This is a genomic window from Streptomyces sp. NPDC127190, from assembly GCF_042672505.1.
GTDB lineage: Bacteria > Actinomycetota > Actinomycetes > Streptomycetales > Streptomycetaceae > Streptomyces.
This window is the reverse complement of record NZ_JBHXVE010000001.1, coordinates 390,497-405,215: the sequence shown is the minus strand read 5'-3', so window position 1 is coordinate 405,215 and position 14,719 is coordinate 390,497. Positions and strand designations below refer to the sequence as shown.

Below are 14,719 nucleotides of genomic sequence, written 5' to 3'. Positions count from 1 at the left end.
CCGAACGGGGCCCCCGGGGAATGGTGTCAGATCAACGGCGGAGCACGGGCTGCTGCCCCGACGCTCGTCCCCCGAAACCCGGACCCCGGCATGTGGTCACCCCGGTTTCGGGGACGACCGCCCCCAACCCTACCGGCCCTTATGTACGAGGGTCAGTGCTCGGGCGACTCAACAGGCGCCGAAGTGACCAGTTCTGTCAGAACACCGTGGCAGTCCTTGGGGTGCAGGAACGTGATCCGCGACCCCATGGAGCCCCGCCGGGGCTCGTCGTACAGGACGCGGACGCCCTTGTCCCGGATCTGTGCGGAGTCCGCGTCGACGTCCGCCGTACCGAAGGCGATGTGGTGGACGCCCTCGCCGTTCTTCGCGAGCCACTTGGCGACCGTGGAGTCCTCGCGGATCGGTTCGAGCAGCTGGAGGTAGGAGGCGCCGCCGTCCGAGGCCTCGTTGATCTTGAGCATGGCCTCGCGCACGCCCTGCTCCTCGTTGACCTCGGTGTGGAACACCTCGAAGCCGTAGGTGGCCCGGTAGAACTCGACGGTGGCGTCGAGGTCGTGGCAGGCGATCCCGATGTGGTCGATTCGCGTCAGCATGGATTCAGTGCAGCGCCCCGACGGTGGTTACGCAACGTGCGCGCGATCACACCGACGGCCCGGTGACGGCACGGAGTGCCACTCAGTACATTCGAAGTAAACCCTCGTTCACTCCTCGGCTGTGCAGCCGGTAAGGGGATCGCAGCTCATGTCTTCAGGAACGACCAGCTCGGTGATCGTCGCGGGCGCCCGTACGCCCATGGGACGGCTGCTGGGCTCCCTCAAGTCCTTCTCCGCGGCCGACCTGGGCGGCGTCGCGATCAAGGCCGCTCTCGACCGCGCCGGCATCGGCGGCGACCAGGTGCAGTACGTGATCATGGGCCAGGTGCTCCAGGCCGGCGCCGGCCAGATCCCCGCCCGCCAGGCCGCAGTCAAGGCCGGCATCCCGATGAACGTCCCGGCGCTCACCATCAACAAGGTGTGTCTCTCCGGCCTCGACGCGATCGCCCTGGCCGACCAGCTGATCCGCGCCGGCGAGTTCGACATCGTGGTGGCCGGCGGCCAGGAGTCCATGACCAACGCCCCCCACCTGCTGCCGAAGTCCCGCGAGGGCTTCAAGTACGGCGCGGTGGAGATGCTCGACGCCATGGCCTACGACGGTCTGACCGACCCGTGGGAGAACATCCCCATGGGCGAGTCCACCGAGAAGCACAACACCCGCCTCGGCATCGGCCGCGCCGAGCAGGACGAGATCGCCGCCCTCTCCCACCAGCGGGCCGCCGCCGCGCAGAAGAACGGCCTGTTCGAGGCCGAGATCACCCCGGTGGAGATCCCGCAGCGCAAGGGCGACCCGGTCCTGTTCAGCAAGGACGAGGGCATCCGCCCCGACACCACGGCGGAGTCCCTGGGCAAGCTGCGCCCGGCCTTCACCAAGGACGGCACCATCACGGCGGGGACCAGCTCCCAGATCTCCGACGGTGCCGCCGCCGTGGTCGTGATGAGCAAGGCCAAGGCCGAGGAACTGGGCCTCACCTGGCTCGCCGAGATCGGCGCGCACGGCAATGTGGCCGGCCCGGACAACAGCCTCCAGTCCCAGCCGTCCAACGCCATCCAGCACGCGCTGAAGAAGGAGGGCCTGGAGGTCTCCGACCTCGACCTCATCGAGATCAACGAGGCCTTCGCCGCCGTGACCGTGCAGTCAATGAAGGACCTCGGCGTGTCCACGGAAAAGGTGAACGTCAACGGCGGCGCCATCGCGCTGGGCCACCCGATCGGCATGTCCGGCGCCCGCCTCGTGCTCCACTTGGCGCTGGAGCTGAAGCGGCGGGGCGGCGGGGTCGGCGCGGCCGCGCTGTGCGGTGGCGGCGGCCAGGGCGACGCGCTGATCGTCCGGGTCCCGAAGGCCTGACCTCTCTCTGTACGTCGTACGTCGCTGAAGTGAACGGAGCTGTGTGATGCAGGACGTCTCCTCTCTGGTGGCCCAGGCCAGGGAAGGCCGGCCGCGGGCCGTGGCCCGGCTGATCTCCCTGGTGGAGGGGGCGTCCCCGCAGCTGAGGGAGGTCATGGCGGCCCTGGCCCCGCTGACCGGCAACGCCTATGTGGTCGGCCTGACCGGCTCCCCGGGCGTCGGCAAGTCCACCTCCACCTCCGCGCTCGTCACGGCGTACCGCAAGCAGGGCAAGCGGGTCGGCGTGCTGGCCGTCGACCCGTCCTCCCCGTTCTCCGGCGGCGCCCTGCTCGGCGACCGGGTCCGGATGTCGGACCACGCCTCCGACCCCGGCGTCTACATCCGCTCCATGGCCACCCGCGGCCACCTCGGCGGCCTCGCCTGGGCCGCGCCCCAGGCCATCCGCGTCCTCGACGCGGCCGGCTGCGACGTGATCCTGGTCGAGACGGTCGGCGTCGGCCAGTCGGAGGTGGAGATCGCCTCCCAGGCGGACACCTCCGTCGTCCTCCTGGCCCCCGGCATGGGCGACGGCATCCAGGCGGCCAAGGCGGGCATCCTGGAGATCGGCGACGTCTACGTCGTCAACAAGGCCGACCGGGACGGTGCCGACGCCACCGCCCGCGAGCTGAACCACATGCTGAGCCTCGGCGAGTCCCGCGGCCCCGGCGACTGGCGCCCGCCGATCGTGAAGACGGTCGCGGCCCGGGCCGAGGGCGTGGACGAGGTCGTCGAGGCCCTGGAGAAGCACCGCGCGTGGATGGAGGAGCGGGGCGTCCTCGCCGAACGCCGCACCGCCCGCGCGGCCCGCGAGGTCGAGACGATCGCCGTCACCGCCCTGCGCGAACGCATCGGCGACCTGCACGGCGACCGCCGCCTCAGCGCCCTCGCGGAACGGATCGTCTCCGGCGACCTCGACCCCTACCGAGCAGCGGACGAACTGGTAGCAGGCCTCACCCAATCCTGACCCGCCCATACGGCGCCGTGAGGCCTGGGAAACCAAGCCCCAGGGGTGAGCCCGACCGGTCCGCCCGGCGCGGGTTCGCGCCACGCCGGCGGCGTACGGCCCTGAGTCCTGCCCCAGGCGGCTTCACCGCCGGAGTGGGGCGTCGCCGAGTGTTGCGGGGCGGGGTAGCGGAGTCCCGTCGTCGTCCCTCCCCAGGCGCTGAGCGCGGCCTGCTCGCCCGGTGCGGGATCCCGTGGCCTGCGCGCCCCAGCCGATGGCGTACGACCCGTTGCGTCAGCCACCCCGGCGACTCCATGGCCGCTTGCCTCCAGGCGCGGGGCGTCCTCGCCGAGTCCGGCGGTGCTGGTGCGCGTGGTCATCCCGACCGGGGCTGAGCCCGGCCGTCCCTTCCGGTCCGGAGCTCTGCGGCCCGCCTTCGCTCCGCAGGAGCCGCGAGGCCCTGAGGGAGCCAAGTCCGTCGTCGTCCTGCCCGAGGGCTGAGCCCGGCCGGCTCGCCCGGTGCGGGATCCCGCGGCCTGCGCGCCCCAGCCGATGGCGTACGGCCCGTTGCGTCAGCCGCCCCGGTGACTCCACGGCAGGTTGCCACCAGGAGCGGGATAACCTCGCCCAGCACCCAGCACCCAGCACCCAGCACCCAGCACCCAGCACCCAGCACCCGCAGGGCTCGGCACCCGCAGGGCTCGGCGGCGCCGTTGCCCGGCCCCTGGGGCCAGCCCAGTTCGCCCCCAGCTCGGGATTCAGCGGTTGGTGCGGCGGAGTTGGTGGCGTACTGCTCGTTGGGCCACCGGGCCCAGGGATTCCACCGCGGCGACCAGTGCGCCCAGTTGTTCCAGGGCGTCCAGGGCCGACAGGGCGCCGGCCTCGTCGACGCCCTCGTACAGCTCTATGCCCACGAAGGACGCGGCCACCGCGCGCGCCAGTCCCGCCGGGTCCACGAACTCGCCGAACGGCGTGGGGGTGAGCAGCCGCCGGAGGACCTGCTCGATCTCGGTGATCCAGAGCTGGAGCCCGGCCGCCGTGGCGGGACCGAGGGCCGCGTGGGTCGGGGTGCCGGCCAACAGCTGGCCGAGCAGGGCGACATGGCCGCCGGACCGCTCGTGCCGGTGGATCTCGCGGCCCACGGCGAGCAGTTCGGAGAGGGACGAGACGGCGGCGAGCCGGGCCCGGTACTTGGCGACGGCCTTCTCCGCACCGTACCGGCAGGCGGCCGCGAGGAGTTCGTCCACCGAGCCGAAGTGGTAGAAGACCAGCGCCTGGTTGACCCCGGCCGCCGCCGCCACCGTACGGGCCGACGTCTTGGCGATGCCCTGCTCGGTGAGGGTGCGCAGCGCCCCCTCCAGCAGTCTCGCCTTGGTCTCCTGCGACTTGGCCGTCTCCGGGCTCATGCGCGCGCCTCCTCCCGCACCGGCCGCAGACCGCGCCGCACGCCACAGCAGCGGACATCCGTGTACGACACCGTGAAGGACCCCTCGTAGCCGAAGAGCGGCCCGAAACGGCGGTTGACGACGCGGACGCGGATACGGAAGCGGCCGGCGGCGTCGTCGTAGGACTCGCGCACCTCGGCCGTGGCGCCGATGAGTTCGGGGACGCGGACGTCGACCGGCCCCTCGCGGAAGCGGTGTTCGCCGGAGCGGATGAGCAGGGAGCCGTCGGTCTCGACGCCGAGGTGCAGCTCGCTGGCGAGGTGCTGGTGGGTGCCGAGATAGTCCAGGATGCGGTCCCCCTTGGGGCTGAGCACCATCTGGGCGTCGAAGCGGCGGGCCCGGCCGGGCAGGTCGAAGGTGCGCACGAAGCTCACCGTCTCACGGCCGTGGCTGTCGGTGTACGGCACGTTCTCGATCACGAACGGGACGTTCCGGCCGGTCCTCGGGACGAGGATGTGGCGGGTGGCGCCGAGGGCCAGGAAGGGCTTCACGAACGTGGGCCCGTGCCAGATGCGGTCCATCACGCCCCGGCCGACACACGCCTCGCCGCTCGCGAGACCGACGGAGAAGCGGCGGCGCAGCTGGGGGTGGAGCCGGTCGAAGTCGGCCCCCAGGACGGCCTGGAACATGGAGGCCGCCGAGGTCGTCGTCGGGGTCATCCGTGCTTCTCCAGGGTGCGCAGGACACGGGGCGCCCGGGACTCCCGGGTCTGGGTGACCGGCGCGCGCAGGCAGCGGCGGGCGGCCGGGGTGGCGGACAGCGGCGCCTTGAACAGGGCGACGCAGACGGCGGCGAGGAGCAGCAGCGGGCACAGGAAGGCCACCGAGGGGGCGAGCGGCCCGAAGGCGCCCAGGGACGGCTGCCCGGCGAGCCCGGTGAGGCACACCGTCAGCACGAGCGCCCGCACGGCCAGCTCCGCCAGCCAGTTGGCGAGGGCCCGCTCGGGGGTGATGCCGCGCTCCATCCAGAGCCGCAGCCGGTCGAAGGACCAGGCGGTCGCCCAGCCCATCAGCGGGCGGAACAGCAGCCGGTCGGCGCGGGCGCCGAAGGCCCCCCAGCGGGGCCGGTAGTCGTAGCCGGTGAGGAAGCGGACGCCGTGGGCGTCGGGGACGTAGCGCCAGTAGCCGCTGCCCTCGGCGAGCAGCGACAGCGGGTGCGGGGAGGCGAAGCGCAGGGCGGAGGTGCGGGTGCCGTCGGGGCGCTCCTTCTCGCCGGCCGAGACCCCGGTGCCGGAGACCGTGAGGAAGGGCAGGAGGCGCGTGGCGTACCGGAAGCGCTGCGGCTCGCCCTCCGTGCGCGGAAGGTAGTCGATCTCGGTGAAGCGCAGGTCCCAGCGCTGGTGCCGGGCCGGGTCCTGGGTGTGCGTCCACAGTGTGTCGAGGTCGGCGCGTATATGCGCCTCGATATAGAGACCCATGTCGTTCCCCCACGTCAGGCCCTGGTTTGAGCGACTGCTCAAACACTCTGCGGCGACGGTACACCCTCTTTGAGCGATCGCTCAAACAGTGGGGACGAGAAAACCCCGGCCCGCGCGGGCCGGGGTCTTCGAGGGGCGAGCGACCGGGTCACTGCGCCAGATGGCGCTCCACGGTCTCCACCTTCGAGGTGAGCCCGTCACTCACGCCGGGCCGGATGTCGGCCTTGAGGACGACCGACACCCGCGGGGCGCGTGCCTCCACGGCGGCCACGGCGCGCTTGACGACGTCCATGACCTCGTCCCACTCGCCCTCGATGGAGGTGAACATGGCGTCGGTCCGGTTCGGCAGCCCTGACTCGCGCACCACCCGGACGGCGTCGGCGACGTACTCGCCCACGTCCTCGCCGACGCCGAGCGGCGTCACGGAGAAGGCGACGATCATGCGTTCACGACCCCTTCCTGGCGGGCCCGGGCGGCGATGACGGCGTCCTCGGCCTCGCGGCGCAGCGTCCGCTCGATGATGAAGCCGCCGCCGGGGATGATCGAGTACGCGAAGTAGAGGGCGGCCTTGCCCTTGGCCCACTTGGTGCGGTTCCAGGCGTCCGCCCAGAACAGCACGTAGAGGACGAACAGCACGCCGTGGATCGGGCCGAGCACGGGGGCCACGTCGAAGCCGGACGCCACCGTGTACTTGATCACCGTGCAGGCCGCGAGGATGATCCAGGAGATGCCCTCCGGCACGGAGATCAGGCGGAGGCGTCGGATGGCGGAGGCTGTCTTCAGGTCCACTGGTCACCTTCGGTGGGAGAGTCGCTGACGGCGCGATCGCTGCACTGGACCGCGTTCGCTGCGTGATCCGCTTTGTGAACGGAAGCACAAACGTTCACCCATTGTGGCAAACGGCGCCCGTAGGGGTGCGCTCAGGGTCCGTCTCCACCCGGGGGCCCTGTCCGGTCCACCCGGCCGGCGGCTACTTTCCCTGCGTGGCGATGTTCCGACTCCAAGGCAGCAAAGTGCTGGCCGTCGACATGACCGGGGACGCCGTGAAGGCGAAACACGGCTCGATGGTCGCGTACGACGGACAGATGACCTTCAAGAGACTGAGCGGGGGTGGCGAGGGGCTGCGCGGGATGGTGACCCGGCGGCTCACCGGTGAGCAGATGACGGTGATGGAGGTGAAAGGGCACGGGACCTGCTGGTTCGCGGACCGGGCCACGGAGATCAACCTGGTCGCACTCCAGGGCGACAAGCTGTACGTGGAGTCGAGCAACCTGCTCGTGACGGACGCGGGGCTGCGCACGGGCACGACGTTCACCGGCCTGCGCGGCGCCTCCCAGGGCAACGGCCTGTTCACCACGACCGTCGAGGGCCACGGCCAGGCGGCGATCATGTCCGACGGGCCGGCGGTGGTGCTCCGGGTCACCCCGCAGTACCCGCTGACCGTGGACCCGGGGGCCTATGTCGCCCACCAGGGCAACCTCCGGCAGTCCTTCCAGTCCGGTGTGACGTTCCGCACGTTCCTCGGGGAGGGCGGCGGCGAGGCCTTCCAGATCCGGTTCGAGGGCGACGGGCTGGTCTATGTGCAGCCGAGCGAGCGGAACACGATAGCGGGGGATCTCTGACATGGGCTTCCGGGAGATCAACTCCAAGATGGTCGAGGCGACCGTGCTGCCCGGGCAGCGGCTGTTCAGCCAGCGCGGGGCGATGCTCGCCTACAAGGGGGACGTGTCCTTCACGCCCAACCTCCAGGGCGGCCAGGGCGGACTGATGTCCATGGTCGGCCGCCGGGTGACCGGCGAGGCCACCCCCCTGATGACGGTCGAGGGCAACGGCACGGTGTTCTTCGGGCACGGCGGCCACCACGTCCACGTCATCCGCCTCACCGGCGACACCCTCTACGTGGAGGCGGACCGGCTGCTCGCCTTCGAGGGCACCCTGCGGCAGGGCACGATGTTCATGGGCTCACAGGGCGGGGTCATGGGCCTGGTCCGCGGCCAGGTCACCGGGCAGGGCCTGTTCACCACCACTCTCCAGGGCCAGGGTGCGGTGGCGGTGATGGCGCACGGCGGGGTCTTCGAGATTCCGATCACCCCCGAGCACCCGGTCCATGTCGATCCGCAGGCCTATGTCGCCCACCACGGCGACGTCCGCAACAGGCTGTCCACCGCGCTCGGCTGGCGCGACATGGTGGGCCGCGGCTCCGGCGAGGCGTTCCAGCTGGAGCTGACCGGCAACGGCACGGTCTATGTCCAGGCCTCGGAGGAAAAGCTGTGAGCACATACGCAGGCCCGCACGGCGGCGCATACGGAACCCCCGGCGGCCCGGTGGTCCACGACCCGATGACCCTGCCCGTCGACGACAACGTGAACCCGTACACCTTCTGTGTCGAGCTGAAGAGCGGCCAGTGGTTCCTCCAGAAGGGGAAGATGATCGCCTACTACGGGGCGATCGAGTTCAACGGCATCGGACACGGCCGGCTCGACCATCTCGTCCGCACCTCGTTCCATTCGCCACTGCACGCGAGCGACTGGGTCGTGGCACAGGGCTCGGGCAAGATGCTGCTCGCCGACCGGGCCTTCGACGTCAACGCGTACGACCTGGACGACGGGAACTTGACCATTCGCGCGGGCAATCTGCTCGCTTTTCAGCCAAGTCTGGCGCTGAAACAATCGATCGTGCCGGGTTTTCTGACCCTTATCGGAACCGGAAAGTTTGTGGCGGCATCTAACGGTCCGGTGGTGTTCATGGAACCTCCGATCCGGGTGGACCCGCAGGCGCTCGTCGGCTGGGCCGACTGCCCGTCGCCGTGCCATCACTACGACCACGGGTATCTGACCGGTGTACTGGGCGGTCTACGTGCGATGACGGGCCTCGGCGGGGTATCCGGGGAGGAGCACCAGTTCGAGTTCGTAGGCGCCGGCACGGTGCTTCTCCAGTCGACGGAGACGCTCATGGCGGAGGTGGACACAGGGGTCATTCCGTCCGATCCGGGGACTCCCGGCGGTGGCGGAGCGGCACCGGCTGGACACGGTCCGCAATCGATGGGCGGACCGCGCCTTCCCGGACAGCTCGGAGACCTCCAGCGTCGCTTCGGGCTGTGAGCGGTAGTCTGCGGAGTGTGACGTCGAACGCGTGCGCACAGTCACACCACCCGAAGTAGTTCGTCATTCAACTTCTTAGGTAGACTTCATTCATGGAGACCGAGACGGCCACGCGCTGGCTGACCGATGCGGAGCAGTGCGCCTGGCGCACCCACCTGGAGGTCAACAGGCTGTTGACGTATCAGCTCGAAAAGGATCTCCAGCCGTTCGGGCTGACGATGAACGACTACGAGATCCTGGTGAACCTCTCCGAGTCGGAGGACTTCCGGATGCGGATGAGCGACCTCGCCTCCGCGACACTCCAGTCCAAGAGCCGGCTCTCGCACCAGATCACCCGCATGGAGAACGCGAACCTGGTGCGCCGGGAGAACTGCGAGTCCGACCGGCGGGGACTCTACGCGGTGCTCACCGACCACGGCATGGAGACGATGAGAAAGGTCGCGCCGCATCACGTCGCCTCCGTGCGCCGGCACTTCATCGACCTGCTGCCGCCGGAGTCGCTGATAGAGCTGGACAAGTCCCTCAAGCCGATCGCCGAACACCTCAGAGGGCAGCGGGGGCGTCCCTGAGGCCGGCTGAGCGGCTCGGAGGGTCGTAGCCGGGCGGGGACGGGTGCCGCCGGCCCGCGTGCCGACGGCGCCCGCCCGGCGCCCGCCGGCACCGCCGCGGCGGTGCGGGGCGCCCGAAAGCCGAGACAGAGCTGAGGGGCTTGTGACCGGCGGGTAGGGTCTGGTGACGTGCCGAAGCCTCTCAGTCTTCCCTTCGACCCCATCGCCCGTGCCGACGAGCACTGGAAGCAGCACTGGGGAAACGTGCCCGCGATGGCCGCGATCACCTCGATCATGCGGGCCCAGCAGATCCTGCTCGCCGAGGTGGACGCGGTGGTCAAGCCGTACGGACTGACGTTCGCCCGGTACGAGGCGCTGGTGCTGCTCACCTTCTCCAAGGCCGGCGAGCTGCCGATGTCGAAGATCGGCGAGCGGCTGATGGTGCATCCCACGTCCGTGACGAACACCGTCGACCGGCTGGTGAAGTCCGGGCTGGTCGCCAAGCGGCCCAACCCCAACGACGGGCGCGGCACCCTCGCCGTCATCACCGCCAAGGGGCGCGAGGTGGTCGACGCGGCCACCCGCGACCTGATGGCCATGGACTTCGGCCTCGGGGCGTACGACGCGGACGAGTGCCGGGAGATCTTCGCGATGCTCCGGCCGCTGCGGATCGCCGCGGGTGACTTCGAGGACGAGTAGGCTCGACGCGGGTCAGTGCGCCGATCTCCGCTGTCGCGGAGGTGGTCCCAGCGTCCTGACACGCTAACGCGTGAGGGCGTAGTGGTCCCCGCCGCTGCGGGGGTTTTTCGGGCGGTTACGCTCGATGGCATGAAACGAAGCGTGCTGACCCGCTACCGCGTCATGGCCTACACCACCGGTGTTCTGCTGGTCCTGCTGTGCCTGAGCATGATCGCGAAGTACGGGCTGGACATCAGCGGTGCCGCCGACGTCACCCGGGTCGTCGCCATCGCCCACGGCTGGCTGTACGTCGTCTACCTGGTCGTCGCCTTCGACCTGGGCTCCAAGGCGAAGATGCCGGTCGGCAGGCAGCTGTGGGTGCTGCTCGCCGGCACGATCCCCACCGCCGCGTTCTTCGTCGAGCGGAAGATCAGCCGCGAGCTGGAGGCCAGGGTCGCCGACCAGGTCCCGGCCGCCGCCAAGGCCTGAGGCTCACCGCCGTACGAACCTCGTGCGGCGGTTTGCCATCGACATTTACTAGGACGTCCAAGTAAATTCGACGGTATGGACGCTCACGCCATCGAGGAGGGCCGCCGCCGCTGGCAGGCCCGGTACGACGCCGCACGCAAGCGCGACGCTGACTTCACCACGCTCTCCGGCGACCCCGTGGAGCCGGTGTACGGCCCCCGGCCGGGGGACACGTACGAGGGATTCGAGCGGATCGGCTGGCCCGGGGAGTACCCCTTCACGCGCGGGCTCCATCCGACCGGCTACCGGGGACGGACCTGGACCATCCGGCAGTTCGCCGGTTTCGGCAACGCCCAGCAGACCAACGAGCGCTACAAGATGATCCTCGCGGCGGGCGGCGGAGGTCTGTCCGTCGCCTTCGACATGCCGACGCTCATGGGCCGGGACTCGGACGATCCGCGCTCGCTGGGCGAGGTCGGGCACTGCGGGGTCGCGATCGACTCGGCCGCCGACATGGAGGTCCTGTTCAAGGACATCCCGCTGGGCGATGTGACGACCTCGATGACCATCAGCGGGTCGGCCGTGCCGGTCTTCTGCATGTACCTGGTCGCCGCCGAGCGGCAGGGGGTCGATCCGGGAGTGCTCAACGGAACCCTCCAGACCGACATCTTCAAGGAGTACATCGCCCAGAAGGAGTGGCTGTTCCAGCCGGAGCCGCATCTCCGGCTGATCGGCGACCTCATGGAGTACTGCGCGGCCGGCATCCCCGCGTACAAGCCGCTGTCCGTCTCCGGCTACCACATCCGCGAGGCGGGTGCGACGGCCGCGCAGGAGCTGGCGTACACGCTCGCGGACGGGTTCGGGTACGTCGAGCTGGGTCTGTCGCGCGGGCTGGACGTGGACGTCTTCGCGCCGGGGCTGTCCTTCTTCTTCGACGCCCATGTGGACTTCTTCGAGGAGATCGCCAAGTTCCGGGCGGCCCGGCGGATCTGGGCGCGCTGGATGCGGGACGTGTACGGCGCGAAGTCCGAGAAGGCGCAGTGGCTGCGGTTCCACACGCAGACCGCCGGTGTCTCGCTGACCGCGCAGCAGCCGTACAACAACGTGGTGCGTACGGCCGTGGAGGCGCTGGCCGCCGTGCTCGGCGGGACCAACTCGCTGCACACCAACGCCCTGGACGAGACGCTGGCCCTGCCGAGCGAGCAGGCCGCCGAGATCGCGCTGCGCACCCAGCAGGTGCTGATGGAGGAGACCGGCGTCACCAATGTGGCCGATCCGCTGGGCGGTGCCTGGTACGTCGAGCAGCTGACGGACCGGATCGAGGCCGACGCGGAGAAGATCTTCGAGCAGATAAGGGAGCGCGGCCTGCGGGCTCACCCGGACGGGCGGCACCCGATCGGGCCGATCACCTCCGGCATTCTGCGCGGGATCGAGGACGGCTGGTTCACCGGCGAGATCGCCGAGTCCGCCTTCCGGTACCAGCAGGCGCTGGAGAAGGGTGAGAAGAAGGTCGTGGGCGTCAACGTCCACACCGGTTCGGTCACCGGGGACCTGGAGATCCTGCGGGTCAGCCACGAGGTGGAGCGGGAGCAGGTGCGCATCCTGAGCGACCGCAAGGCCGCGCGGGACGAGGCGGCCGTGCGGTCGGCGCTGGACGCGATGCTGGCCGCCGCCCGGTCGGGCGCCAACATGATCGAGCCGATGCTGGACGCCGTCCGGGCCGAGGCGACGCTGGGCGAGATCTGCGGGGTGCTGCGGGACGAGTGGGGCGTGTACACCGAGCCCGCCGGTTTCTAGGGGCGGTTGCGCCGGGGGGGCGGGCGGGCGCGGGGGGGGGGGGGCGCGGGCCCGGGGGCTGGGGGGGGGGGGGGGGGTGGGGGGGGGGGGCGCGCGCGGCGGCGCCCCACCCCCCCGGCGGTTTGTGGGGGGGGGGGGGCGGGCGCCCCCCCCCCCCGCCCGCCCCCCCCCCCCCCCCCCCGGCACGTTGTCGGCGGGGTGTCCGGGCCTTCCGTGGCTTACGGTGTCACCCGCCGGTCAGGCCCAGGAGCAGCACCCGGGTGAGGCTGTGCACCCACTGCTCGTCCGCCGGTTTGCCGCTGACCAGGGTGCGGTGGACCACGGCGCCCGCCACCAGGTCGAAGATCAGGTCGCCCGTACGGGCGGATTCCTCGGGGTCGGGTTCCGGGGGCAGTTCGCCGCGTCTCTGTGCCCGCGCGCGGCCCTCCAGGACCAGGCGCATCTGGCGCTGCACGATGGAGCAGCGGATGCGTTCGCGCAGGGCCTCGTCGCGGGTGGACTCGGCGACCACCGCCATCAGGCCGCTTCTGGCTTCGGGGCGGGCGAGGATCGCGGCGAACTGGAGGACCACGCCCTCGATGTCGGCCGCGAGGCTGCCCCGGTCGGGCAGTTCCAGTTCGTCGAAGAGTTCCGCCACCGCGTCGCAGACGAGTTCGTGTTTGCCGGCCCAGCGGCGGTAGAGCGTCGTCTTTGCAACCCCGGCGCGGGTCGCCACGTCTCCCAGGGTGAGCTTCGACCAGCCGAGTTCCACCAGAGCGTCCCGCGTGGCGGCCAGGATCGCGGCGTCCGCGGCGGCGCTGCGCGGGCGGCCCGGACGGCCGGCGGGGGTGCGGCTCTGCATCCCTCGACCATAACCGGCGCACCAGCGGCGGGATCTGTGCGGTGGTGAGGGAGATCACCGAGGCGTGGTGTCGCGAAGGCACCGAGTGCCATTACGCTACGACTCGTAGCGAAAGCTCGTGACGGACGTACACGAGCGCGATCATCGGTGCGGGTGGGGACCCGGCGCCACGCGATTTTTTCTTCAGGCACGGGATCGGGGGAGGATAGACGCATGCAGCCACGGAACATGTCCATGAGCGGCGTCGTCGACCTCGCCGCGGTGAAGGCGGCCCAGGAGGCCAAGGCCAAGGCCGAGCAGCAGCGCGCCGAGGCCGCCCGCCAGGGTGGTGCGGGGGCCGTGTCCCCGGCCGATCTCGTGATCGACGTCGATGAAGCCGGATTCGAGCGGGAGGTGCTCCAGCGCTCCGCCGAGGTGCCCGTCGTCATCGACTTCTGGGCCGAGTGGTGTCAGCCCTGCAAGCAGCTGAGCCCGGTCCTGGAGCGGCTGGCCGTCGAGTACAACGGGCGCTTCCTGCTCGCCAAGATCGACGTCGACGCCAACCAGATGCTGATGCAGCAGTTCGGGGTCCAGGGGATTCCGGCCGTCTTCGCCGTCGTGGCGGGCCAGGCGCTGCCGCTCTTCCAGGGGGCCGCCGGCGAGCAGCAGATCCGGCAGACCCTGGACCAGCTGGTGCAGGTCGCCGAGCAGCGGTTCGGCCTCACCGGTCTGACCGTCGACCCGGACGCCCAGCCGGGCCAGGTCGCGCCGGCGCAGGAGGGGCCGTACGACGCGGCCCTGAACGCCGCCGCGCAGGCCCTGGACGCGGGCGACATGGGCGGCGCCATCCGGGCCTACCAGAACGTGCTGGCCGACGACCCGGCCCACCCGGAGGCGAAACTCGGCCTCGCGCAGGCCGAGTTGCTCCAGCGGGTACAGGGTATGGACCCGCAGAAGGTGCGTCAGGAAGCGGCCGGCGACCCGAAGAACGTCGACGCGCAGATCGCCGCCGCCGATCTGGACCTGGTCGGCGGTCATGTCGAGGACGCCTTCGGGCGGCTGATCGACACCGTGCAGCGTACGGTCGGTGACGACCGGGACGCGGTACGGCGCCGGCTGTTGGAGCTGTTCGAGGTCGTGGGTCCCGAGGACCCGCGGGTGGTGGGGGCGCGCCGGGCGCTGGCGCGTGCACTGTTCTGACCAGTCACTAAACGGCCACGGCTTGTGATGCCGAGGTGAAAGATCTGCCGACGAGGCGTCAGGGCTGTGGCGCTTTACCAAATCTTGGTCATCGCACGCCCTGTTACTGCGAGTAAGTCAGAGCCGTTGGTCTGTCTGGTTTCGTCCAGGGATCAACGGCTTTGCTCTGCCCTGAGATGCCACCCAGCGTCGCACTCCGAGACCGGTCGGTCGTCCTCCGGTTATCCGGCCGTTACTAGCCAGTAACGAACCCCCTTGTGTCCGGGCCGAGAATGCACCACGATCGGCGACGCTCGGTCCATTCCCACACCCCGGCAGCCGG

17 protein-coding genes are annotated in these 14,719 nt (G+C 70.6%); 10 read left to right on the top strand and 7 right to left on the bottom strand.

Going from position 1 to position 14,719, the window contains the following annotated elements:
* Positions 1-152 precede the first annotated feature (152 nt).
* A complete protein-coding gene (gene mce / locus ACFVIU_RS01750; protein WP_385839915.1) occupies positions 153-593 on the bottom strand; it encodes a methylmalonyl-CoA epimerase in 441 nt (146 codons plus the stop codon).
* Between the two features lie 148 nt (positions 594-741).
* Here mce and ACFVIU_RS01745 point away from each other — a divergent pair, with 148 nt between their 5' ends.
* Together ACFVIU_RS01745 and meaB are read left to right on the top strand one after the other, a co-directional pair.
* Positions 742-1,941: an acetyl-CoA C-acetyltransferase gene (locus tag ACFVIU_RS01745; RefSeq protein ID WP_385839914.1), complete on the top strand. Its 1,200-nt coding sequence runs from the start codon at positions 742-744 to the stop codon at positions 1,939-1,941.
* Between the two features lie 46 nt (positions 1,942-1,987).
* A complete protein-coding gene (gene meaB / locus ACFVIU_RS01740; RefSeq protein ID WP_385839912.1) occupies positions 1,988-2,944 on the top strand; it encodes a methylmalonyl Co-A mutase-associated GTPase MeaB in 957 nt (318 codons plus the stop codon).
* Between the two features lie 737 nt (positions 2,945-3,681).
* Here the strand turns inward: meaB and ACFVIU_RS01735 are convergent.
* The 5 genes from ACFVIU_RS01735 to ACFVIU_RS01715 all read right to left on the bottom strand — a co-directional run bounded on the left by ACFVIU_RS01735 (position 3,682) and on the right by ACFVIU_RS01715 (position 6,574).
* Positions 3,682-4,329: a TetR/AcrR family transcriptional regulator gene (locus ACFVIU_RS01735; protein WP_385839911.1), complete on the bottom strand. Its 648-nt coding sequence runs from the start codon at positions 4,327-4,329 to the stop codon at positions 3,682-3,684.
* Positions 4,326-5,027 (bottom strand): DUF4166 domain-containing protein, encoded by a 702-nt coding sequence (locus tag ACFVIU_RS01730; protein ID WP_385839909.1) that lies wholly within the window; start codon positions 5,025-5,027, stop codon positions 4,326-4,328. The genes ACFVIU_RS01735 and ACFVIU_RS01730 overlap by 4 nt, the downstream gene beginning before the upstream one ends.
* Positions 5,024-5,785, bottom strand: a complete 762-nt coding sequence (locus ACFVIU_RS01725) for a hypothetical protein (protein WP_385839908.1) — start codon at positions 5,783-5,785, stop codon at positions 5,024-5,026. The genes ACFVIU_RS01730 and ACFVIU_RS01725 overlap by 4 nt, the downstream gene beginning before the upstream one ends.
* A gap of 148 nt (positions 5,786-5,933) precedes the next feature.
* Positions 5,934-6,227: an MTH1187 family thiamine-binding protein gene (locus ACFVIU_RS01720; protein WP_385839907.1), complete on the bottom strand. Its 294-nt coding sequence runs from the start codon at positions 6,225-6,227 to the stop codon at positions 5,934-5,936.
* Positions 6,224-6,574 (bottom strand): DUF3817 domain-containing protein, encoded by a 351-nt coding sequence (locus ACFVIU_RS01715; protein WP_385839906.1) that lies wholly within the window; start codon positions 6,572-6,574, stop codon positions 6,224-6,226. Before ACFVIU_RS01715 ends, ACFVIU_RS01720 begins: the two co-directional genes overlap by 4 nt.
* A 200-nt stretch (positions 6,575-6,774) precedes the next feature.
* Here ACFVIU_RS01715 and ACFVIU_RS01710 point away from each other — a divergent pair, with 200 nt between their 5' ends.
* The 7 genes from ACFVIU_RS01710 (at position 6,775) to ACFVIU_RS01680 (ending at position 12,377) form a co-directional block, all read left to right on the top strand.
* A complete protein-coding gene (locus tag ACFVIU_RS01710) occupies positions 6,775-7,407 on the top strand; it encodes an AIM24 family protein (protein ID WP_385840312.1) in 633 nt (210 codons plus the stop codon).
* A gap of 1 nt (position 7,408) precedes the next feature.
* On the top strand, positions 7,409-8,059 hold the full coding sequence (locus ACFVIU_RS01705) for an AIM24 family protein (protein ID WP_385839905.1): 651 nt from the start codon (positions 7,409-7,411) through the stop codon (positions 8,057-8,059).
* Positions 8,060-8,124: 65 nt separating this feature from the next.
* Complete coding sequence (locus tag ACFVIU_RS01700; protein ID WP_385840311.1) at positions 8,125-8,886, top strand: AIM24 family protein; 762 nt, start codon at positions 8,125-8,127, stop codon at positions 8,884-8,886.
* A 92-nt stretch (positions 8,887-8,978) separates the two neighbouring features.
* Positions 8,979-9,455, top strand: coding sequence for a MarR family winged helix-turn-helix transcriptional regulator (locus ACFVIU_RS01695; protein ID WP_385839904.1), 477 nt, complete (start codon positions 8,979-8,981; stop codon positions 9,453-9,455).
* A gap of 168 nt (positions 9,456-9,623) precedes the next feature.
* Positions 9,624-10,133 carry a MarR family winged helix-turn-helix transcriptional regulator gene (locus ACFVIU_RS01690; RefSeq protein ID WP_385839903.1) on the top strand — a complete coding sequence of 170 codons (510 nt, stop codon included), beginning with the start codon at positions 9,624-9,626 and terminating at the stop codon, positions 10,131-10,133.
* Positions 10,134-10,262: 129 nt separating this feature from the next.
* A complete protein-coding gene (locus tag ACFVIU_RS01685) occupies positions 10,263-10,601 on the top strand; it encodes a DUF3817 domain-containing protein (RefSeq protein ID WP_385839902.1) in 339 nt (112 codons plus the stop codon).
* Positions 10,602-10,676: 75 nt separating this feature from the next.
* Positions 10,677-12,377 carry a methylmalonyl-CoA mutase gene (locus ACFVIU_RS01680; protein WP_385839901.1) on the top strand — a complete coding sequence of 567 codons (1,701 nt, stop codon included), beginning with the start codon at positions 10,677-10,679 and terminating at the stop codon, positions 12,375-12,377.
* Positions 12,378-12,603: 226 nt separating this feature from the next.
* Here the strand turns inward: ACFVIU_RS01680 and ACFVIU_RS01675 are convergent, their stop codons facing one another.
* Complete coding sequence (locus ACFVIU_RS01675) at positions 12,604-13,218, bottom strand: TetR/AcrR family transcriptional regulator (protein WP_385839900.1); 615 nt, start codon at positions 13,216-13,218, stop codon at positions 12,604-12,606.
* A 213-nt stretch (positions 13,219-13,431) separates the two neighbouring features.
* On the opposite strand from ACFVIU_RS01675, the gene ACFVIU_RS01670 reads away from it, so the two are divergent.
* Complete coding sequence (locus ACFVIU_RS01670; RefSeq protein ID WP_385839899.1) at positions 13,432-14,397, top strand: tetratricopeptide repeat protein; 966 nt, start codon at positions 13,432-13,434, stop codon at positions 14,395-14,397.
* Positions 14,398-14,719 lie beyond the last annotated feature (322 nt).